This window comes from Arachnia propionica, from assembly GCF_003932785.1.
In the GTDB taxonomy this organism is placed as follows: domain Bacteria; phylum Actinomycetota; class Actinomycetes; order Propionibacteriales; family Propionibacteriaceae; genus Arachnia; species Arachnia propionica_B.
Map to the genome: position 1 here is coordinate 116667 of NZ_RQYT01000001.1, position 21502 is coordinate 138168.

The following is a 21502-nucleotide window of genomic DNA, read 5'->3' on the forward strand; positions in this document are numbered from 1 at the left end:
TCGACGGGTGACTGACGAGAACCCACTCCTCCCCCACGTCCGAGCCGCTCTCCACACCGTGGAGGATCCCGAGATCCGGCGCCCCATCACCGAACTCGGCATGGTGGACGAGGTGTCCGCGACCGACGACGGTGAGGTGTTCGTGCGGGTGCTGCTCACCGTGTCCGGCTGCCCGATGCGCTCCGAGATCACGAACCGGGTCACGGCCGCGGTCGAGCCCATCGACGGCGTCACCGCCTGCCGCGTGGAGCTCGGGGTCATGAACGACGAGCAGCGGGAGGCGATGCGGCAGGTCCTTCGCGGCAACCAGCCGCAGCGGGAGATCCCCTTCGCCCAGCCCGGGAATCTCACCCAGGTCATCGCCGTCGCCTCCGGCAAGGGCGGGGTCGGCAAGTCGTCGGTCACCGTGAACCTGGCCATCGCCTTGGCGAAGGCCGGCCGCAGCGTCGCCATCCTCGACGCCGACATCTACGGCCACTCCGTGCCGGACCTGCTGGGTCTGGGCGATGCCCGCCCCACCGTCGTCGACGACATGATCCTTCCCGTCCCCGCCGCCGAGGGGCTGAAGGTCATCTCCGTCGGGATGCTGAAGCCCTCCCGGGACCAGGTCGTGGCGTGGCGGGGCCCCATCCTCGATCGGGCCCTCACCCAGCTGCTCGCGGATGTCTACTGGGGGGATGTCGACTTCCTGCTGCTCGACCTGCCACCCGGCACCGGCGACGTCGCGATGAGCCTGGGGCAGAAGATCCCCAACTCCGAGGTTCTCGTGGTCACCACCCCCCAGCTCGCGGCCTCCGAGGTGTCGGAGCGGGCCGGGACCATGGCCCACATCATGTCCCAGCGGGTGATCGGTGTGGTGGAGAACATGAGCTGGCTCGAGTTCACCGCCCCTGACACCGGCAAGGACTACCGCATCGAGCTGTTCGGTTCAGGGGGCGGGACGCTCGTGGCGGAGGCGCTCACCGAGCGGGTCGGCTACGAGGTGCCCCTGCTGGCGCAGATCCCCTTCGACGAGGCCCTCCTCGCGGGTGGGGACCGGGGCGAACCCATCGTCCTCGGTGCCCCCGATCACCCGGCTGCCCGGGCCCTGCTGCAGCTGGGTTCGGAACTGGCGAACCGGAGCCGCGGCCTCGTCGGTCGTCGCCTCCCGGTCAGCCCCGCCTGATCGGATCAGGTCGCCTCGGGGTCGAAGGGGGCACTCGGCGGCGGGGCGAAAAACAGCTTGGCTTGGTCCTCGTCCCCCTCGATCGCCGGTTCCTCCGCTTCGTCATCGGGGGCCGTGGCCCCCTTGACGGCGGCGGTGGCGGCCGTCGCCTCATCCTTGATCGACTGTCCGGCGGCCATGAGGTCCCGGCGCGCCTCGTCGATCGCCGCGATCTCGTCCTTGAACTGCTTCGCGACGAAGGTCTTGGGGTTGAGATCCTGCAGCTTCAGGTCCGCGTACTCCGGGCCGAGCTCGGTCCGGAGCTGGTTCTGGGCGTTGTTGGCGATGTCACGCACCGCCACGAACACGCGGGCAGCCTTGCGTGAGAACTCGGGTAGTTTCTCGGGACCGAACAGGACCACTCCGAGAACCAGGATGAGGACGAGTTCGGCAGCGTCGATGCCAAACATGATCCTCAGGCTACCGTGCTCTCCGGAGGATCATCCAATTCCCAGCAGCCGACGCCACCCGCTGCCGATCCGATCCGCGAGACTGAACCGGTGCTCCTGCTCCGTCGGCAGTTCGCCGCAGGCCCGAACGAGCAGGGCCCGGGAGTCGGTGGTCGCGACCGAGATCACCCCGTCCCCCGCCTGCCACGCGCTCACGTGCGGTTGCCCTCGCGAGTCGTCATCCACCCGGGTGCCCTCCGGCAGCACCCCGGACGTCCACGAGACGCTGACGGTGCGCATGCCGTCGGAATAGACCAGCCGCTGCCAGGGCGCCTCGGTGTCGTCACTCGTGGCGAAGGCCACCAGCGGCAACCCCGCGAGGTGGGTCGGGCAGGACGGCAGGCCGCGGCACCAACCGTCGCGGTCGGCTGAGGTCGCAGCCTGCAGCATCGGCTGGGGTGCGGCCTCGTCGTGGTGGATCTCCGTCTCCCCGAACCGGATGGAGACGTAACCCGCCACGACGACGGGGACGCCCCTCGAGTCGTACCGTTCGAACCAGAGCACGACGTCGTGTTCCGCGTCCACCCACCATCTCGCCACCACCTGGTCGCCACGGTGGGCCTCGACCAGACGCGCGGCACGCCCCGCGACGACGGTCTGCTCCCGGTAGGTGTGGAACCGTCGCCCCGGCTCTGCCGCGGCGTCGCAGCACCCGAGTGCCGGGACGAACCATGACAGGAAGACCCGCCCCCGGTCATCGCGGACGGTGACGCCAGCCCCCTGCCCCGCCACCACGTCGATGCCCACGTCGTGGACCTGGTAGCTGTCCCCCACCTCCCCCAACCACACCCGCTGCGTCCCGGAGTAGGACACGCGGTGACGGTCCCCGGTCAGCAGGGCCAGTGCCTTCTCCTCGCTCAACGGCTGCGGACGCCCGGCCACCACCGCCCTGGGTTCCACCCGAACGGGGGCGGAGCGCATGCCCCGCTGCCTGGCCGACATCGCGGCCCCCACCGCCTCGTTGACGCTGATCGCCGCGATGGACTGGGAGTACTGCTCCCGCGCCGAGCCGACCGGGTCCTCGAGCGTCGTCGGCTCCTGCCCCAGGGCGAGGCCGAGCCCGAGGAGGGTGACCAGCACGACGACCGTCGCGACGCCCGACCTCGTCAGCGTCCGTCCCAGCCGCTGGCTGCGGGTCAACAGGTCCTTCGAGCTCCCCGTCGTCAGGTACAGCGGCTGATCGGACTCCCCTCCCGCGATCCCCTCGAGCCGTTGGGTGAGGGAGGACGGGGCGGCTGGGGCGACGACACGCCCGGCGGAGAGTCGATCCCGCAGGGCCCGGATCGCGGCCAGGTTCTCCCGGCAGTCGGCGCAGCTCTCGAGATGTTCACGCACCCTGGCCAGCCGACGCGGGGACAGGGTGTGGTCCACGAGCCCCGAGAGGTCGTCGGTGAAGCGCTGACAGTGGTGTGGTTCCGTCACCCGACCCCCAGGTACCGGGAGTGGTCCCCCGCCGGGGCGCGATGGGCGAGCGCGGAACGGAGTTGTGCCCGACCACGGGCGATCCGGCTGCGGACCGTCCCGAGCTTGACGCCGAGGACCCGCGCGATCTCCTCGTAGGACAGCCCCTCGATGTCGCACAGGACGACGGCGACGCGCTGCTCCGGGTTGAGTTCCGCGAGTGCCTCGGCGACGTCGGCGTCGAGGGCGCCGTCGGCGTGCAGCTGTTCGGGGCTCGAGGCCTGGCCCCACACGTGGTCGGGGGCCGAGGACAGGGAGTCCATGCGGATCCGTTGCCTGCGCCGGGCGGAGTCGAGGAACAGGTTCGTCGTGATCCGGTGGAGCCAGCCCTCGAGGGTTCCCGGCTGGAAGGTGTGGATGGAGCGGAAGACCCGCACGAACACGTCCTGGGTGAGGTCCTCGGCATCCTGCCGGTTGCCGGTCAGGCGGTGGGCCAACCGGTAGACCCGGTCGGAGTGTTCGGCGACGAGTTCAGCCCAGGTCGGCGCCTCCCACGTGGTGGGGGCTGTCCTGCCCTTGGCCTGGAACACTCCTGAAACCTCCATGGATCGATGCTGACAGGTGAACCTGTGACCAACCTGTGGATCACCTGTGTCCACATGATGTCGAACGAACGAAGGACCCTCGGGGTTCCCCGACGTCAGAGGGTCTGCTCGAGGATCCTCAGGAAGGTCTCGACGACCTCCGGGGGCACCGTTCCCATCGGGGGCCGGCACTGCCCGACGGCGAAGCCACGACGGTTGAGGGCGGCCTTGACCATCATCGTGCCCTGCGCGGCGAAGACTCCCCGGAAGGCGGCGAGTGCCTGGTCGTTGACCCGGCGGGCCCGCTCGGGGTCCCCGCCGACGAAGGCGTCGATGATCTCGCGGGCCTGGAGTCCCGTGAAATGGGTGGACGTACCGACGACGCCGACGCCTCCCACCGCCAGCAGCGGGAGCAGGTAGGCGTCGTCCCCGGCGTAGTAGGCGAGCGTCGTGCGCGACAGCACCACGGAGGAGGAGGAGATGTCTCCCTTGGCGTCCTTGACGGCCGCGATGCGTGGGTGATCCGCGAGCCGGATGAGGGAGTCCTCGGGGATCGGGATGCCGCTGCGGTGGGGGATGTCGTAGAGCATCACCGGGAGGTCGGTGGCATCCGCGACCGTCGCGAAGTGGGCTTCGAGGGCGTCCACGGGCGGCCGGGAGTAGTACGGGGTGACCACGAGCAACCCATCGGCCCCGGCCTCCGCGGCCTCGCCGGCCAGCTGCACCGAGTGCCGGGTGTCAAAGGTGCCGACCCCGGCGACGATCGAGGCACGATCCCCGACCGCGTCGACGACCGTGCGCAGCAGCGCCGCCTTCTCGGCATCGCTCGTCGTGGGGGACTCCCCGGTCGTGCCGTTGATGACCAGACCGTCGTGCCCGAGCTCGTCCACCAGATGGCTGGCAAGCCGGGCGGCGGCGCCGTGGTCGATCCCACCATCCGCACCGAACGGTGTCACCATCGCCGTCAGCAGCCTCCCGAAGATCGGCTCCTCCACGTTGTTGCCCATAGTCAGCCCTCCTGGATGACACGTTGCGGATCCAGTCACGGGTCACGACCCCCTCCCGGCAGACGGTGGGGATCCGGGCACTCGACCCGCGACCCTTGGGTGTCAGGATAGGGCCTTCCCGGCCACACCGGTCCAACTCGCTAGAGTTGGACCGTGAACGACCGCACAGATTCCACTCCCCAGGCCCCGAACGAGCAGTCCTGGGCGTTCGCCGAGGACCTGTCCCCGCTCACCGAGGGGGTGCGTGCAGCCCGCGACGAGGCGGTGCTCGCCGGGCTCCAACCCATCAGTCAGGGCGTGTCGGCCACCCTCACCGCACTGGCGAAGGCGATCGGTGCCCGCACCGTCGTCGAGGTGGGCACCCACTACGGCACCTCGGCGTTGGCGCTCCTCGGCGGCATGGCGCCCGACGGGGTGCTGACGAGCATCGACTTCGACGCGGAGAACCAGATCCCCGCCCGGGACTTCCTCACCAGGGCCGGCTACCCCACCTCCCGGTGCCGCCTCATCGCGGGCCGTCCCCTGGACGTGCTCCCGAAGCTGCGTGACGGGGCCTACGACATCGTCTTCATCAACGGCGACAAGCTCGAGTACGTCGAGTACGTGGCCTCGGCGGCCCGGTTGCTCCGCTCGGGGGGCACGCTGCTCATCCACGACGTGCTGTGGCACAACTCCGTGGCGGACCCGGCACGTGAGGACGACGAGACCATCATCATCCGCGAGGCCCTCGACGCGGTGCGGGCGGCGGAGTGCTACACCAGCACCCTCCTCCCCGTCGGCAACGGGCTCCTCATGGCCGTCAAGGACTGAGACCCCATCCCGCACCGGGCCACGAGTCCCACCCCGTCATGAACCTCGTCGACCCCGTGGCCCGCTGGAGCCCTGACGGTAGTCGGCTCGCCCTCAGCAGCGATCTGGACGGCGTCGAGGTCCTCGACTGGTCGCCCGATTCAGGCCTCCTGGCCACCGGTGGCGACGGCAGCGTCGCCCACGTCCGGGAGGCCGACACCGGCCGGATCGTCCTCAGCCTCGACCGGCACCGACACGGGGTCCTCGAGGTGGCGTGGAGTCCCCGCGGCGACCTCCTGCTCACCCGCGACCACGACGACATCGTGCGCCTGTGGGGAACCGACACGGGGGCGCTTCACCTCACCCTCCCGGCGCCGTGCTTCGGGACCTTCGCCTGGCACCCCGACGGCACCCGTTTCCTCGGAACCGCCTCCTACGGCCCCGTCACGGTCTGGGGCCTGGACGGGACACCGGAAATCGAGCTGCAGCCCCCGCCGACTGGCCACCACGGCTGGATCGAGGCCTTCGCGTGGCATCCCGACGGGGAACGGATCGCGACCACGGGCCCCTTCGACCCGATCCTCATCTGGAGCCGCGACGGCGCACTGCTGCACCAGCTCCCGCCCAGCCCCAGCTCCCGGCAAGCGCTCGCCTGGCGGGGCGACGGCGCGCTGGCGGAGGGCAGCGACTCGGGTCAGCTCGTCGTCTGGGACGTCGCCACGGCCACTCCCCTGCACAGCACCGAGGTTCCCAGCGAGGTCCTCGGTCTCGCCTGGTCCCCCGACCAGGAATGCCTGGCCATCGCCACCCCCTCGTCACTGGCGACGTGGCGCCCCGGCGAGATGCCGTCGTTTCTCCGCGAGGATCTCGACCTCCTGCGGTGGCCCGGGGTGACACTCACCTGGCAGGACGACGCCACCGTGCGCCCGGCGCCCCGGGATCGCGATGCCCCCGTCCCCTCCCCTGACGGCACCTGTACCGCCACCCGTCACGACGACCAGCTGCTGATCCGCGACGCCGCCACCGGCGACCTGCTGGCCACCACGTCCCACCGCCCCGGGTACGAACCGGTTGCCCGCTGGAGTCCCGACGGACGGCTCGCGCACAACGTCCACAGCCCCGAGGTGCAGATCCTGCACCCGGCGACCGGCACCACGACGACGCTGGCGGGACACATGGACGAGGTCACCGATCTCGCCTGGTCGCCCGATTCACGGCGGCTGGCGACCGCCTCCGTCGACAACCGGGTGCGCATCTGGGACGCCGCCACGGGCCGATGCCTCCTGCTCCTCCACGAACACGAGCAATGCGTCGACGAGGTCGTCTGGAGGCCTCAGGGTGACCTCATCGCCAGCCGTGACCTCAACAACGAACTCCTCATCTGGGACCCCGCGACCGGCCGCATCCGCACGAGGATCGCACCGCCCACCGAGGTCATCTCCCTCGCCTGGCACCCCGACGGCAGCCACCTGATCGGAATGACCGAGGACGGCCCCCTCGGGTGGGACCCCTCCGGCACCGTGTGCCGTCCCACGGGGATCAGGGTTCGCTGATCCCTCGCATCGCGCCGCTCCGGACGGCGGGCGATCAGTCGCGGGAGACCACCGTGTCCTTGCCGATGACCACCACGCCACCGCTCGAGACGTGGAAGCCCCGTGCGCGGTCGTGTTCGTGGTCGACACCGATCTGCACGCCGTCGGGCACCACGACGTGTTTGTCGAGGATCGCCCGGCGGACGACGGCGTCACGGCCGACCTGGACCCCGTCCATGAGGACCGAGTCGGAGACCTGAGACCACTTGTCGACCCGCACGTTGGGGCCGAGCACGGTGCGATCGACCTCGCCACCGGAGATGATGCAGCCCGGGTTGACGATCGAGTCCTCGGCCTTCCCCCGGATGACGAACTTCGCCCCCGGCGCCTGAATGTGGTGCGTGAGGATCGGCCAGTCGGAGTTGTAGAGGTTGAACTCGGGGTCGATGCTCACGAGATCCATGTGGGCCTCGTGGTAGGCGTCGATGGTTCCCACGTCGCGCCAGTAGTTGCGGTCCTTGTCGGTGGCCCCCGGGACCAGGTTGTCGCAGAAGTCGTAGACCTGCGCCTGCCCCTGGGCTGTGAACCACGGCACGATGTCGCCGCCCATGTCGTGCTTGGCAGTGGGGTTCTCCGCATCCGCCCGCAGCGCCTCGACGAGGGCGTGTCGGTTGAACACGTAGTTGCCCATGGAGGCGAACGACTCGTTCGGGGAGTCGGGCAGGCCGGGCGGATCAGCGGGCTTCTCCAGGAAGTTCTTGATCCGCTTGTCCTCGGCCGCATCGATGATGCCGAAGGCGGAGGCCTCGTGGCGCGGCACCCGGATCCCCGCGACGGTGCATCCCAGGCCGGAGTCGATGTGCGCGTCCACCATCGCCTCGATGTCCATCCGGTAGATGTTGTCCGCGCCGAACACGACCACGTAGTCGGGGTTCGCGTCGCGGATGAGGTTGAGCGACTGGTAGATCGCATCGGCCGAGCCCTGGTACCACCGCGGCCCGAGCCGCTGCTGGGCCGGGACCGGGGTGACGTAGGCGCCCATGAGCGTGGAGAAGCGCCACGTCATGGAGATGTGCCGGTCGAGGGAGTGGGACTTGTACTGGGTGAGCACCGCCACCCGGGTCAGACCCGAGTTGGCGAGGTTCGACAGCACGAAGTCGATGAGTCGGTAACTACCACCGAACGGGACGGCGGGTTTGGCACGATCGGCCGTGAGCGGCATCAGCCGCTTCCCCTCCCCTCCGGCGAGGACAATGGACAGGATCTTCGGGCGTGCCACCATGCCTGAAACCTAGCGTGTCCGGGGGCGCCTCACAACAGATTCCGAAAAGAGGACCTCAAGGCCGGGCGAACAGAGTGTTCGCCTTGCACGGGGAGGCTGCCGGAGCCCTGACCCACCACCGTAGGATGCGGTCATGAAGACATCGCTGTTGACCCGTGAGTACCCACCCTCGATCTACGGGGGGGCCGGAGTGCACGTGGCCCAGCTCGTCCCGCAGTTGCGCGCCCTCATCGATGTGGACGTCCACTGCATGGGCGAGCCCCGCGACGGCGCCGTCGCCCACCCCGAGACGTGGCCCGAGGGGGCCAATGCGGCCCTGCGTGTGCTCGGCGCCGACCTGTCCATGGCCGCGGCCGTCCAACCGGACACCGACGTCATCCACTCCCACACCTGGTACGCCAACATGGGGGGCCACCTCGCCGGGCTCATGCTCGACCGTCCCCACGTCGTGACCTCCCACTCGCTCGAACCACACCGTCCCTGGAAGGCCGAACAGCTGGGCGGCGGCTACCGCGTGAGCTCCTGGGCCGAGCGGACCGCATTCCTCGCCGCGGATGCCGTGATCTCCGTCTCGGCGGGGATGAGGAAGGACGTCCTCGACTCCTACCCCGATCTGGATCCCGACCGGGTCCTCGTCGTGCGCAACGGCATCGACACCGACGAGTTCCGCCCCGATCCCGGCACCGACGTCGTCACGGGCCTCGGGATGGACCCCGACCGCCCCTCCGTGGTCTTCGTCGGCCGGATCACCCGGCAGAAGGGACTGGTCCACCTCGTCCGCGCCGCACAGCAGTTCGATCCGGAGACCCAGGTCGTGCTCCTCGCCGGCGCCCCGGACACCCCGGAGATCGCCGCGGAGTTCGAGGAGGCCTTCGGAGCCCTCCAGGCCCGTCGCGATGCCCCCGTCATCTGGGTGCAGGAGATGCTCCCCCGGGCCTCGGTGCGGCAGGTCCTCACCCACGCCACCGTCTTCGCCTGCCCCAGCATCTACGAACCTCTCGGGATCGTGAACCTCGAGGCCATGGCGTGCGAGACCGCGGTGGTCGCCTCCGCAGTCGGCGGCATCCCCGAGGTCGTCGTCGACGAGGCGACGGGCCTGCTCGTCCCCTACGACCCCGCGCAGGCCGAGGACCCGGCCTTCGTCGCCGCCTTCGAGGCGGACTTCGCCGCCAAGGTCAACACCCTGACCGGGGACCCCGCCCTCGCGGCGCGCTACGGCAGGGCGGGACGCCAACGCTGCATCGACGAGTTCTCATGGAGCCGGATCGCCCGGGAGACGGTCGCCGTCTACGAGCGGGCGATCGCCCACCACGGCTCCCGCTGAGGCGGGAACGGAAAGGGCCGCTCGAGGATTCCCCCGAGCGGCCCCCAACGCCTGGATCGGTCTCAGCCGACGACACCCTTGAGGGCGTTGAGCAGATCGGTTGCCTCGGTGGCGTTCATCTCGACCACGAGGCGGCCACCACCGTCGACCGGGACACGCATGACGATGCCGCGCCCTTCCTTGGTGACCTCCATCGGCCCGTCACCGGTGCGGGGTTTCATTGCTGCCATGAGCCAACCTCATTCCTTCTCAAAGTCGAGCGAATACCACCATTATTCCGCATCCCCGGTGTCGCTCGCCCCTCGCCGGGGAGTTGCCGGCTCCGCAACCGCCCCGGGCGCCTCGTCGGCATGGGTGGGAGCGATCAGCTCCGACGGCGCCGGTGCACGTTCGGCACCCATCACGTCGTCGACGACCCGGTCCACGGCCTGCATGTCGAACCCGCCGGGGACGACGTCGAAGACGGGCTCCTCGGCCGGGACCTGCGCGAGCGAGGAGGACAGGAACTCGTGGACCTGCCCCGGGTCATAGCCCGTGGCGGCGTGGGGCAACCGCAACTTCACCAGGTACTCCATCCCGAAGGGCCCGGACGGGATCAACGGCTTGGGGCGATCATGGACGGGCTCCGGCATCTCCCCGAACCTGCCGGTCCCCGCCGCCACGGCAAGGCCCATCACCACCATCGCCGAAACGACGATCAACCACACCATGGACTCGAGCCTAGCGCCCGGCGAACCACACAGCCATCAGCTCCGCGGGTCCCCCATCGCCGCCACGGCCTCGTGGATGTCGTCGGTGAGGGTGAGCAGGTCGAGGTCACCGGGGCTGATGAACCCACCCGCCTCCATGGTGGAGCGGATCCAGTCGACCAGCGGCCCCCAGAACTCCGTGCCGACCAGCACCACGGGGAAGTGCCGCACCTTGCCGGTCTGGATGAGCGTGAGGGACTCGAACAGCTCGTCGAGGGTGCCGAAGCCACCGGGCATCGCGATGAAGCCCCGCGAGTACTTCAGGAACATCGTCTTGCGGGCGAAGAAGTACCGGAAGTTGATACCGAGCCCGACATAGGGGTTGAGCCCCTGTTCGTGGGGCAGCTCGATGCCCAACCCCACCGAGGTTCCCCCCGCGTCGTGGGCACCCTTGTTGCCCGCCTCCATGATGCCGGGGCCGCCTCCCGTGATGACCGCCCAGCCGCGGGCCGTGAGTTCCCCGGCGATCCGCTCCGCGGCCTCGTACATGGGATGCCCCGCAGGGGTGCGTGCGGAACCGAAGATGCTCACGGCCGGCGGCAGCCCCTGGAGAGTGTCGAAACCCTCGACGAACTCCGACTGGATCCGCAGCACACGCCACGGGTCCTTGGTCGACCACTCGGAGCCGTCCGACGCGAGGAGGGCCTCGTCGGCCGTGGGCATCTGGGCATCGGCGCGGCGCACCACGGCCCCCTGTCGACGATGATTCATCCGTTCTCCTTCCCGTTTTCTCGGGCTCACGCGAGCCAGCGGCGCAGCCCCTCGGCGCACCGGTCGAGATCAGTTGCCGGGCACCGTTCGTCATCGCGGTGCGCCAATGAGGGGTCCCCCGGTCCGTAGTTGACGGCGGGGATCCCCAGCGCCGCGAAGCGCGCGACATCGGTCCACCCGTACTTGGGCCTCGCCCGGCCTCCCACCGCCGCGACGAACTCCTTCGCCAACGGCCGGTCCAGCCCCGGCCCCGCCGCCGGGGAGACGTCCAGGACCTCGTGGGCGACCCCACCCAAGAATTCCGACAGCCGGGCCAACGCCTCCTCCGGTGACTTGTCGGGGGCGTAGCGGTAGTTGATCTCCACCCACGCCTCGGGAGGGATGACGTTGCCCGCGAGGCCGCCGCCGATACGGACGGCGTTGAGCCCTTCCCGGTACACCAGCCCCTCCACCTCGATCTGTTGGGGCTCGTGATCGGCCAGCCGGGCGAGGACGTCGGCCAGGTCATGGATGGCGTTGTGCCCCATCCAGGCGCGGGCGCTGTGGGCGGCCCGTCCCGTCGTGTGCACCCTGACACGGATGGTCCCCTGGCACCCGCCCTCGACCTCGGCGGAGGTCGGCTCCATGAGAACCGCGAAGTCCGCGTTCAGCAGGTCCGGCCGGTTCCGAGACAGCCGTCCCAGACCATTGAGGTCGGAGTCGACCTCCTCGTGGTCGTAGAAGATCCACGTCACGTCGACTCTCGGCGTGGCGAGTTCACAGGCGAGTTTGAGGGCGACGGCGATCCCGCCCTTCATGTCGCAGGTTCCCCGGCCGTGGATCACCGGCCCCTCCGGGGTCCCGACCACGAACGAGGGCAGGTTGGCCACGACCGGGACCGTGTCGAGATGCCCCGCGATGACGACCCGCTGGCCCCGTCCCAGATCGGTCCGGGCGACCACGCAGTCGCCGTCCCGTTCCACCGTGAGGTGGGGTTGATCACGGAGCACCGCCGCCACGAGATCCGCCAGCTCCGTCTCATTGCCCGAGACACTCTCGACATCCACCACGGCGCGGAGCAGGGTGACGAGATCAACCGTGGGATCGATGGCCATGGGGGAAGCCTAGTCGTCCTGGATGATTCGGGCGGACCCGACACGTTGTCACCCTGATCTCATAGACTCTTCGCCATGACTGATTCACAGCGTCTCGCCTGGGGCTGGGGCCTCGCAACCGTCCATGACTCGGGCACCGTGCTCGACGTGTTCTTCCCCGAGCCGACACTGGGCGACGCGATCACCGAGACCGCCCCCGAGAACCTGGCGGGCGCTGAGGGCGATGACCCGATCCGCCGCACCAGTTCGAGGGTGGTCCGGGTCGAGTGCGACCTCGACCAGCCCCCCACCTCCACCGAGGACGCCTATCTGCGACTCCACCTGCTGTCCCACCGGCTGGTGCAGCCCCACGGGGTGAACCTCGAGGGTGTCTTCGGCAAGCTGCCGAACAACGCCTGGACCAATGTCGGCCCCGTGCGGGTGGAGGATGTCACGGCGGTGCGGCTGGCCCTGCGCAGCAGGGGCGAGCAGTTGCTGGTCCACGGCATCGACCGGTTCCCCCGGATGACCGATTACGTCACCCCGTCCGGGGTGCGCATCGCCGACGCCGACCGCGTACGCCTCGGTGCCCACGTCGCCTCGGGCACCACCGTCATGCACGAGGGCTTCATCAACTTCAACGCCGGCACCCTCGGCACCTCCATGGTCGAGGGCAGGATCTCCGCCGGCGTGGTCGTCGGCAACGGGTCCGACATCGGTGGCGGCGCCTCCATCATGGGCACCCTCTCCGGCGGGGGCCAGGAGGTCATCACGATCGGCGAACGCTGCCTGCTGGGCGCGGAGGCGGGCATCGGCATCTCGCTCGGCGATGACTGCGTCGTCGAGGCGGGGCTGTACGTCACCGCCGGCACGAAGGTCGAACTGCCGGACGGCCGGGTCGTCAAGGCCCGCTCCCTGTCGGGGGTCGCGGATCTGCTGTACCTGCGGGACTCGCAGTCGGGTAAGGTCCTCGCCCGCCCCCGACACGGGCGCACCGTCACCCTCAACGACGAATTGCACGCGAACTGATGAGCCGGAAGTCCGTGGTGGCCCTCGTCGCCGCCCTCAGTCTCGTCGCGGTTCTCGGTGTCGCCGGGTGGAAGGGGTGGGAGTGGCTGAACACCCGCCTCAACCCGCAACGCTGCTTCCTCCAGGTGGAGGGGGCGGAGTCCCCGCTGCGGCTCACCCACGAGCAGTCCGTGAACGCGGCGATCATCGTCGCGGAATCCTTCAACCGTGACCTGCCGGAGCAGGCCGCCGTCGTGGCACTGGCCACCGCGTGGCAGGAGTCGGGGTTGCGGAACCTCGATCACGGTGACCGCGACTCCCTGGGCCTGTTCCAGCAGCGTCCCTCCTACGGCTGGGGCACCGAGGAGCAGATCATGGACCCCTGGTACAGCTCCGGACGGTTCTACGAGGAGATCGTCAAGTTCGACAACTGGGAGACCACCGACGTCAACGACATGGCCCAGAAGGTGCAGCGCTCCGGCCATCCGGAGGCCTACCGCAAGCATGAGACGAATGCCCGCGCCCTTGCCGGCGCGTTCCGCGGTTCCCGCCCCGCCATCCTCGCCTGCATCGACCGCGACGGTCAGGGGCAGGATCGCGGCACGCTCGAGAAGGTGCTCGCCGCGGTGCCCGGGGTGGAGGTCGCCAACGATCCCTCCCGGATTGTCGTCAGGGGCGGCGACCCGACCGCCCGTTGGGCCGCCGCGCAACTGGCGATGGCGAACAGCAGGTCCGCAGGGATCACCCGCATCACGCACGGGGAACGGGAATGGACCCCTGACCGGAAGGAGTGGGGTACGAGCCGAGCGGTTCCGGGTGAGACCGACGCCGTGGTGATCGCCCTGCGCAGCTCCGAGTAGCGGGGACAGGAGGAGCCCACTGGCGTGAACCTTTCGGCGGGAACAATCGTCTGGAAGGGCAGAACCGACGGAGGAGGATCGATGAAGCTCACCCGACGTACCCTCATGCTCGGCGGTCTGGCGGCCGCGGCACTCAGCGGCTGTGGAAGCACGCCACTCAAGCCGACGGAGACGCTCATATCAGCCGTCACCCACGAGACATTCCCGCCCACCACGCCGCACGTCGCGGAACTGGCCGCCTTCTCGCGTACCCTCGGTTGGAACATCCTGCGCTCCGGTGAGGAGGGGGCCAACCGGCTGCTCTCCCCCAGCTCCCTGATCTCCGCGCTGGTCCTCGTCGGTCTCGGTGCCTCCGGTAGGACCGCCAGCTCCCTCGACGCGGCCTTCGGCATGTCCGCCGAGGAACGCGCCGCCGCCACCAACGCGCTCCGCTACACCCTTGCCGCCTACGAACACCTGCCCGAGAAGGTCGATGTGGACTCACCACCCGAGCATCCCATCGCCCACCAGGCATCACGGATCCTGCTCATCGACGACACCACGCCCAAGGACCCCTTCCTGGACGCCGCGAAACGCTACTTCGACATGGGCGTCGACCGTGTTGCCCGCAGCGACGCCGAGGGGAACCTCCATGCCTGGGTGAAACAACACACTGCAGGACTCATCGAGACATCAGCCATCGAGGTCACGGCCGACACCCTCCTGGTGCTCCAGGACGCCATCCTGTTCGCGGCGCGCTGGGCGACAGAGTTCTCCATCGAGGCCATACTGCCCTTCACCACCCCGACCGGGACCAAGGACATCGAGGTCGTCGAGGACACCCTCACGTGCCGATACGCCACAGCGCACGACTGGCAGGCCATCCGACTGCCCTACACCGAGGGCTTCGCCATGGATGTCCTGCTCCCCCCACCGGGCACCCTGCCCCTGGACGCAGAAGCCGACCTCATCACCGAGCTGACCGATCTGCTGACCGGTGCCACCCCGCAACCGGTCGAGGTGGGACTACCGAAACTCGACACCCGCCACACCACCGACCTGCTCACAGCCCTGGCCGGTCAGGGCATCGAACTGGGCGAAGTGGGAGGCATCGTCGACGGAGCCGGGGTCGGCCAGGCCATGCAGCAGGCGAGGCTGCAGATCTCAGCCAAGGGCACCGTCGGCGCCGCGGTCACGGAGATCACGGTTGAGACATCCGCCCAGATCCCGCCGGCTGTCAGCTTCATCGTGGATCGTCCCTACGCGATCAATGTCATCGCGGAGGACACCCAGTGGAGCCTGTTCCTCGCCGCCATCACCGACCCGACCGACAAGGGCTGAGCCGCGCCGCGGCCGCCTCGATCCGCTCGGTCGGGGCGGTCAGTGCGATCCTGACGTGCTCACCGGAGCGCGAGCCGTAGAAGTCGCCGGGCGCGACGAGGATGCCACGTTCGGCGAACCAGTCGACGGTGCTGCGGCACGACTCGTCCCGGGTGGCCCACAGGTAGAGCGATCCCTCCGAGTGGTCGACCCGGAATCCCGCATCCTCGAGCGCCCTCCGGAGCACTGCACGACGCTCCAGATAGCGTTCCCGCTGCTCGATCACGTGATCCTGATCCCCCAACACGGCGATGAGGGCGGCCTGGATCGGAGTGGGCACCATCATGCCGAGGTGCTTGCGGGCCTGGACCAATTCCTGCACCACGGTCGGATCCCCCGCGACGAACCCGGCCCGGTAGCCAGCGGCATTGGACCGCTTGGAGACCGAGTGGACCGCGAGCAGTCCGGTGATGTCGCCGTCATTGATCCGGGGATCCAGCACGCTGCATGCTTCCCTCTCCCAGGCGAACTCGCCGTAGCACTCGTCGCTGGCCAGGAGCGCCCCGTGGCGTCGGGAGGCCGCCACCCAGCCCCGCAGCTCCGCGACGTCGAGAATCCTTCCCGTGGGATTGGCCGGGGAGTTGATCCAGATGAGGCGGGTCCCCTCGGGCAGCGCGTCCGGGTCGTCGCACGCCACGGGCTCCGCCCCGACGACCCTGGCCCCCACCTCGTAGGTCGGGTAGGCGATCTCAGGGAACACGACGACGTCGCCCGCCCCCAGACCGAGCAGTTCCGGCAGCCAGCCCACCAGCTCCTTGGTCCCGATGACCGGGAGGATTCCCTCATGGGTGAGCCCGTGTGCGGACCAACGGTTCTCGAGATACCCGATGATCGCGTCCCGGAGCCGCGGCGTCCCCCACACGGTGGGGTAATGGTGCGCGTCGGCAGCGGCCACGAGGGCCTGCCGGGCAATCTCGGGGGTCGGGTCGACGGGAGTGCCGACGGACAGGTCGACGAGGCCATCCGGATGGGTCGAGGCCACCCGCTTGGCCTCGAGGAGGCTGTCCCAGGGAAAGTCGGGCAGCGAGTCCGCGAGAGCCATCACTCCCCCTGCGGGGGAAGCGCCTCCACGTGCGGGTGATCGGCATCGATGACGCCCAGCCGCGCTGCACCCCCGGGGGAGCCGATGGAGTCGAAGAACTGGGCGTTGACGTCGTAGAACTCGGCCTGATCCGCGGGCAGGTCATCCTCGTAGTAGATGGCCTCCACGGGGCACACCGGCTCGCAGGCGCCGCAGTCGACGCACTCCTCCGGGTGGATGTAGAGCATCCGGTTTCCCTCGTAGATGCAGTCGACAGGACACTCCTCGACACAGGCTCGATCCTTGATGTCGACGCACGGCAAACCGATGATGTAGGTCACTTCCGCTCCTTCAGCTGATTCAGGGCAAGTGTAGGGCCTGTTGCGCCCGTCGCGATCAGCTCTCCCCCTCGGGCTGCTTCGGAGCGCAGGAGATCTTGTCCCCAGCCGAGTACTTCCAGGAGTAGTTCTCGGTCTTGGCCACCGCGCCGTCCTTGTAGAAGATCCGCTGCCAGGTGGCGGTGAATCCACGGATCGGGGCCTGAGGCTTGCAGTCGGGCGTGTCGAGCACCCGCTCGCGACCGTGGTAGTAGTCGGACTTCACCGGCTCCGTCGACTCGACCTTGTCCCACGTGGGGATGGAGTGGATCCGGAAGGTGACGCTTCCCTTGTTCCCGGAGCTGGAGGGCTGGATGAACCCCTCGATGTAGGCGGGGTACTCGGTGTTGTTCTTGAAGGACATGTCGAGGGCCCCGTACACGACCGTCGCCTCCCGCCCCGCCGGGTAGCGGTCGAAGTAGAGGGTGTGCGGTTTGTGCTCGATGTCCTCGTACCCGGCGAAGAAGCCCGCGTTGTAGAGGGTGGTGGCCGCCTGCGAGACGCCGCCCCCGAGGTCCTGGACCAGGATGCCGTCCTTGATCATGTAGCCCTCGGTGAAGCCGTTGGCAGCGGTCCGCTCCCCCACCCGGCCGTTGAGGCTGAAGATCTCGCCCGGCATGAGGACGGTCCCGTTGACGAGTTCGGCCGCCCGGCCGATGTTGGTGTTCCGGTAGGGGGCGTGGGGGTAGTGGGTGGTGAACTCCCCGATCACCTGGGTGGGCTTGAGCTTCTCGGCATCCTCGGTGGAGAACTCGGCGGGGCCCTGGATGACCTCGACGTTCGCCGTCCGGTCGGCTCCACTCCTGACTGCGGCCTCACGGACGCCATTGGCCAGACCGTCGATGTCCACCTGCTGGCCGTCCTCGGACGGCACCACCTTGATGGCACCGTCGACCATCGCGTAGGACGCGTTCTTGCCGACCTGCAGACCGAGCGCCGCGCGGGCCTCCTTGGTGAGGTCGAAGAGCTTCTTCGGATCGACGTGGGGCACGAGCTTGTCCCCCTCCACCGCGAAGGTGGTGGCCCCGGCGATCTGCTCGGGGGTCACCTCGAAGCTGCCCGACCCGACCTGAATGGTGACGGGACCACTCAGGGCGGGCTCCGCGAACGAGCTCCGCGCCTCGGCGACCATGTCGGAGGTGACGGCGGGGGGCTCCTTCACGAGCACCGCCTGCGCCTTGCGTTGTTCATCCCCGGCCGGCGCGGCGAGGAGGACCTCCGTGACCTTGCCGGTGGTGGCCGTCACGTCGAGGACGGTGGCGTCGGAGGACTCGGTGGCCACGATGCTGCCGCCCTCGAAGGCCAGGGTCGCGTCCACGCCATCGACCTGGAAGACCCCGGCCCCCTCCTGGAGAACGCTGGCGAGCTTCGCGTCGTCGACGGACATCACCAGCGGGGACTCCCCACCCCCGAACAGGGTCTTGGCGATGTCGACCGGATTCCAGCTGGCTCCCCCGCCCGCAGTGGAAACGGTCCTCCCCCAGTCGATGGTGAGCCCGCTCTCGAGCGGCTGGATGGTCAACTCGCGGCCCTGGTCGTCGACGACCGTCACGGGTTGCGAGTACCTCTCCTTCAGTTCCTCGCGCAGCTTCTGCTCCGCGTCATCCGGGGCCAGACCGCCGATGGCGACCCCCGCAACCGTCGCATTCGCCGGCACCTTGTCCCCCGCGGCGAAATGGGCTGCCACATAGCCACCGGCCAGGAGCAACAGCGCCCCGACGCTGCCGCCGATCAACCACTTCCGGGCAGCTCCCGGCTTCTTCTCAGCCATGCATCTCCTTGCATTCTCAACCATTGGTGGGGGACAACGGCATCCATGGTACGCGAGTAGGGTGACAGGTTGGCTGGACCGAGCGATGGAGGAGACGACGGATGAACCTGCGTGAGCGACTCAACCGTGCCGGCCTGCCCCGCACCGTCTGGGTTCTCGCCATCACCAACTTTCTCGTGGCCATCGGTTTCGGGGTGGTGATCCCGGTGCTGAGCCCGTTCGCACGGACCTTCGGCGCCACGAACTTCCAGCTCGGGCTCGTCGTGTCGATGTTCGCCTTCATGCGGCTCATCACCTCCCCCTGGGCCACCCGCATCTCGCGCCGCATCGGTGAACGCAACGCCATCACCCTCGGCATGGTCATCGTGGCGACGACGACGCTCGGGGTGGCGTTGTCACCGAACCTGTGGTGGATGATCGTCGTCCGGGCGCTCGGCGGCATCGGTTCGGCCACGTTCACCATCGCCGCCTTCAACCTGATGATCTCCACCACCCCCCAGCAGCTCCGGGGCAGGGCCTCGGGGCTGAACCAGGGCGGTTTCCTGCTGGGCAACATGGCGGGCCCCGCGTTGGGTGGCCTGCTGGGCGCGATCTCCCTGCAGGCGCCGTTCTACTTCTACTCGGTGATGCTGCTCGTCGCCGGCCTCGTGGCCCACGTCCTGCTGCCCGTCCGCTCCGAGCCGCTCCCCACCGCCTCGAAGGAGGCATTGCCCTTCCGCGAGGTGCTCCGGGACATCCGCTACCGCGCCGCCTGTCTCATGGGGTTCGCGCAGGGGTGGCAGTCCATCGGGGTGCGGTCGGCGCTCGTCCCGGTCATCATCACCGAGGTCCACGCCATGGGAACGAGCTGGTCCGGCATCGCCTTCGCCACCGCCGCCGTCGTCCAGACCCTCGCGCTGCCCGGCGCGGGCATGGCCACCGACCGGATGGGTCGGCGCCCCGTCATGATGACGGCCGGGCTGCTCTGCGGGCTTGCCACCCTCGCCATCCCGTTCGCCCCGAACATCTGGGTGCTCATCGTGCTGCTGTGTGTCTACGGCATCGGCGGCGCCATGCAGGGAACCGCCCCCGCCTCCGCGGTCGGGGACGCCTCCCGGGGCCGCGGCGGCGCGCCCGTCGCCGCCTACTCGATGATCGTGGACCTGGGTGCCATCATCGGACCGCTGGTGGCCGGGGCGATCGTCGACCATGCCGGCCACGGTGCAGGATTCGCCGTCGGGGGTGTCATCCTCCTCGTCGGGGCCGCCGTCGCCGCCCTGATCCCGAAGGACCTGGACCGCTCCTTCCTCACCCGCCCCACGACGTGATCCGTCACCGCAGGTCGAGACGCCACGGCAGGGCCAGCACCCCCTCCACGTGGAGACCGACGTGGGCCGCGAGGCCCGCCCAGGTGCGCTCCCCCATCGGCCACGTCATCCGGGTGGCACCCGCCCGGTGCTCGCTGGACCGGGCGGGGAGCACCCGCTCCAGCACCGAGCCCAGCCCGATGCGCACCGGCTCAGCCGTCGCGGGGTCGATGTCGGCCAGCGCGCAGGCGCGACGCCAGGCGAGGTTCCAGCCGCCGAGATGGTCCACGAGCCCCAGCCCGTGGGCGTCGGCCCCGGTCCACACCCGGCCCTTCGCGACGGCCTCGAGGGCGTCGAGCTCCATGCCCCGGTCCTGCGCAGCCAGGCTCGTGAAGGTCCGGTAGATTCGGTCGAGTTCCTCGTTGAGCCGGTGCCAGTCCTCCTCGCTGAACTCCGTGAGCGAGCTCAGGCGCCCTGCCGAGGCGCCGATGCGCACCGGCTCCTGCGTGATCCCCAGCAGGTCGTGGAGCCTGCGGGTGACGAACTTGCCCGCGACCACACCGATCGAGCCCGTGAGGGTCGTCGGGAGGGCGACGATCTCCGTGGCGGGCATGGCGACGTAGTAGCCGCCGGAGGCCGCGACGCTGCCCATCCGCGCCACCACGGGCAGACCCGCTTCCCGCACGCGCAGCACGCTGCGCCGAATGAAGTCGGAGGCGACGGCTGACCCACCGGGGCTGTCGACGTCGAAGAGGACGGCCCTGTAGGCGTCGTCACGCAGCACCGCCCGGAAGTGCTCGTCGACGATGTCGGCCCCAGCGGTCTCACCTCCGAACGGGGACCTTCCGCCGCGCCCGGTGACGATGCGGCCACGCAGGGAGATCACCGCCACCTTCTCCCGCCTGCCCCTGAGACGACGCGCGGCGCCACGGCGGTCGCGGTACCGGGAGACGAACAGCAGGTCGTCGGTGTCGGCACCCCATTCGGTGAGCAGCTTCGTGTACACCTCGTCGCGGTAGGCGATGCCGTCGACGAGGCCCGCCGCCAGGGCAGCGTCGGGGGTCAACGGGGAGGCATTGACGGCCTCCCACACCCGGTCGGTGTCGAGGCCGCGACGTCGTGCGATCGTCGCGACCGCGTCGTCCACGACCGACTGGGCGATGCGGGTGGTCATCTCGCGGTTCGGCTCGGTCACCTCGTCGGCGGCGAACTGGTCGGCGGCGGTCTTGTACTCGTGGCGCTGCCCGAACTGCGGGTCGATGCCCACCTTCTCGAGGAGCCCCTTGAGCAGGGTGATCCTGAGCTCCGCCCCGCCGATCCCCACGGTTCCCGTGGGCTGGACGTGGACCCGACGGCAGGCCGTCGCGAGCTTGAACAGGCCGAGGGCGTCGCCCATCTCGCCGTAGGTCTCCGCCCAGGCGGCCGTCGGTTTGACGGCGGCGAACTCGGCGATGGTCTCCCCGATCTCGTCGAGGATCTGCAGCGGCTGCCCGCACTCGGCGACGTGGACGATGAGGCCGACGACACGATCATCGTTGGCGGCGTCCTGGAGATGCTCCCGCAGCGAGGTCACGGAGGTCGCGCCAACGGCCTGGAGCATCTGCAGTGGGTTGCGGGGGAAGGTCTCGAGCACGCCCCGGGCCAGGTCGAGTTCGAGGACGACACGACGAGCGGGGCAGTTCAGCTTGCCGAGCAGTTTCTTGAGCGCCATGGCT

Annotated in this window: 20 protein-coding genes and 1 pseudogene; 8 read left to right on the forward strand and 13 right to left on the reverse strand. The window is 69.4% G+C overall.

Annotation, left to right across the window (positions count from 1 at the left end):
* The first annotated feature begins 7 nt into the window (after positions 1-7).
* Positions 8-1165: an Mrp/NBP35 family ATP-binding protein gene (locus EII35_RS00540; protein ID WP_125226507.1), complete on the forward strand. Its 1158-nt coding sequence runs from the start codon at positions 8-10 to the stop codon at positions 1163-1165.
* 5 nt (positions 1166-1170) lie between these two features.
* Here the strand turns inward: EII35_RS00540 and EII35_RS00545 are convergent, their stop codons facing one another.
* The 4 genes from EII35_RS00545 to dapA form a co-directional block, all read right to left on the reverse strand.
* Entirely contained in the window at positions 1171-1614 is a 444-nt protein-coding gene (locus tag EII35_RS00545) for a sec-independent translocase (RefSeq protein ID WP_125226508.1), read from the reverse strand.
* A 30-nt stretch (positions 1615-1644) separates the two neighbouring features.
* Positions 1645-3075, reverse strand: coding sequence for an anti-sigma factor family protein (locus tag EII35_RS00550; protein WP_125226509.1), 1431 nt, complete (start codon positions 3073-3075; stop codon positions 1645-1647).
* Positions 3072-3659, reverse strand: a complete 588-nt coding sequence (gene sigE, locus EII35_RS00555) for an RNA polymerase sigma factor SigE (protein ID WP_125226510.1) — start codon at positions 3657-3659, stop codon at positions 3072-3074. The genes EII35_RS00550 and sigE overlap by 4 nt, the downstream gene beginning before the upstream one ends.
* Positions 3660-3754: 95 nt before the next feature.
* Entirely contained in the window at positions 3755-4633 is an 879-nt protein-coding gene (dapA, locus tag EII35_RS00560) for a 4-hydroxy-tetrahydrodipicolinate synthase (RefSeq protein ID WP_185744095.1), read from the reverse strand.
* A 165-nt stretch (positions 4634-4798) separates the two neighbouring features.
* Here dapA and EII35_RS00565 point away from each other — a divergent pair, with 165 nt between their 5' ends.
* Together EII35_RS00565 and EII35_RS00570 are read left to right on the forward strand one after the other, a co-directional pair.
* A complete protein-coding gene (locus tag EII35_RS00565; protein WP_125226512.1) occupies positions 4799-5455 on the forward strand; it encodes an O-methyltransferase in 657 nt (218 codons plus the stop codon).
* Between the two features lie 38 nt (positions 5456-5493).
* Positions 5494-6987 (forward strand): WD40 repeat domain-containing protein, encoded by a 1494-nt coding sequence (locus EII35_RS00570; RefSeq protein ID WP_125226513.1) that lies wholly within the window; start codon positions 5494-5496, stop codon positions 6985-6987.
* A 34-nt stretch (positions 6988-7021) separates the two neighbouring features.
* Here the strand turns inward: EII35_RS00570 and glgC are convergent, their stop codons facing one another.
* On the reverse strand, positions 7022-8248 hold the full coding sequence (glgC, locus tag EII35_RS00575; RefSeq protein WP_125226514.1) for a glucose-1-phosphate adenylyltransferase: 1227 nt from the start codon (positions 8246-8248) through the stop codon (positions 7022-7024).
* Between the two features lie 133 nt (positions 8249-8381).
* On the opposite strand from glgC, the gene glgA reads away from it, so the two are divergent.
* Complete coding sequence (glgA, locus tag EII35_RS00580; protein WP_125226515.1) at positions 8382-9572, forward strand: glycogen synthase; 1191 nt, start codon at positions 8382-8384, stop codon at positions 9570-9572.
* 62 nt (positions 9573-9634) lie between these two features.
* Here the strand turns inward: glgA and EII35_RS00585 are convergent, their stop codons facing one another.
* Genes EII35_RS00585 through dapE form a run of 4 tightly spaced genes read right to left on the reverse strand, consistent with a single transcriptional unit; the run spans position 9635 to position 12126 of the window.
* Entirely contained in the window at positions 9635-9802 is a 168-nt protein-coding gene (locus EII35_RS00585; protein WP_077342854.1) for a DUF3117 domain-containing protein, read from the reverse strand.
* Between the two features lie 42 nt (positions 9803-9844).
* Positions 9845-10282: a hypothetical protein gene (locus tag EII35_RS00590; RefSeq protein ID WP_125226516.1), complete on the reverse strand. Its 438-nt coding sequence runs from the start codon at positions 10280-10282 to the stop codon at positions 9845-9847.
* A 36-nt stretch (positions 10283-10318) separates the two neighbouring features.
* The gene (locus EII35_RS00595) at positions 10319-11032 is read right to left on the reverse strand and encodes an LOG family protein (protein ID WP_125226517.1); all 714 of its coding nucleotides are present in this window, start codon (positions 11030-11032) and stop codon (positions 10319-10321) included.
* 26 nt (positions 11033-11058) lie between these two features.
* Positions 11059-12126, reverse strand: coding sequence for a succinyl-diaminopimelate desuccinylase (gene dapE / locus EII35_RS00600; protein WP_125226518.1), 1068 nt, complete (start codon positions 12124-12126; stop codon positions 11059-11061).
* A 75-nt stretch (positions 12127-12201) separates the two neighbouring features.
* Here dapE and dapD point away from each other — a divergent pair, with 75 nt between their 5' ends.
* The 3 genes from dapD to EII35_RS00615 all read left to right on the forward strand — a co-directional run bounded on the left by dapD (position 12202) and on the right by EII35_RS00615 (position 15293).
* Complete coding sequence (gene dapD / locus EII35_RS00605) at positions 12202-13134, forward strand: 2,3,4,5-tetrahydropyridine-2,6-dicarboxylate N-succinyltransferase (protein WP_125226519.1); 933 nt, start codon at positions 12202-12204, stop codon at positions 13132-13134.
* Positions 13134-13973, forward strand: a complete 840-nt coding sequence (locus EII35_RS00610; RefSeq protein ID WP_125226520.1) for a hypothetical protein — start codon at positions 13134-13136, stop codon at positions 13971-13973. Before dapD ends, EII35_RS00610 begins: the two co-directional genes overlap by 1 nt.
* Before the next feature lie 81 nt (positions 13974-14054).
* Complete coding sequence (locus EII35_RS00615) at positions 14055-15293, forward strand: serpin family protein (protein ID WP_125226521.1); 1239 nt, start codon at positions 14055-14057, stop codon at positions 15291-15293.
* On the opposite strand, the gene dapC is transcribed toward EII35_RS00615, so the two are convergent.
* From dapC to EII35_RS00630, 3 genes are read right to left on the reverse strand one after another with little or no spacing between them, the layout of a single operon-like run.
* Positions 15268-16374 (reverse strand): succinyldiaminopimelate transaminase, encoded by a 1107-nt coding sequence (gene dapC / locus EII35_RS00620; protein WP_125226522.1) that lies wholly within the window; start codon positions 16372-16374, stop codon positions 15268-15270. The two genes, EII35_RS00615 and dapC, sit on opposite strands and share 26 nt — an antisense overlap.
* The gene (gene fdxA, locus EII35_RS00625) at positions 16374-16694 is read right to left on the reverse strand and encodes a ferredoxin (RefSeq protein ID WP_125226523.1); all 321 of its coding nucleotides are present in this window, start codon (positions 16692-16694) and stop codon (positions 16374-16376) included. The genes dapC and fdxA overlap by 1 nt, the downstream gene beginning before the upstream one ends.
* 55 nt (positions 16695-16749) lie before the next feature.
* Positions 16750-18501 (reverse strand): VanW family protein, encoded by a 1752-nt coding sequence (locus EII35_RS00630; protein ID WP_185744086.1) that lies wholly within the window; start codon positions 18499-18501, stop codon positions 16750-16752.
* Positions 18502-18596: 95 nt separating this feature from the next.
* On the opposite strand from EII35_RS00630, the pseudogene EII35_RS00635 reads away from it, so the two are divergent.
* Positions 18597-19808 (forward strand): annotated as a pseudogene (locus EII35_RS00635) (MFS transporter); the annotation flags it as partial.
* 4 nt (positions 19809-19812) lie between these two features.
* Here EII35_RS00635 and EII35_RS00640 read toward each other — a convergent pair.
* Positions 19813-21498, reverse strand: a complete 1686-nt coding sequence (locus tag EII35_RS00640; protein ID WP_125226526.1) for a S49 family peptidase — start codon at positions 21496-21498, stop codon at positions 19813-19815.
* Between the last annotated feature and the right edge of the window lie 4 nt (positions 21499-21502).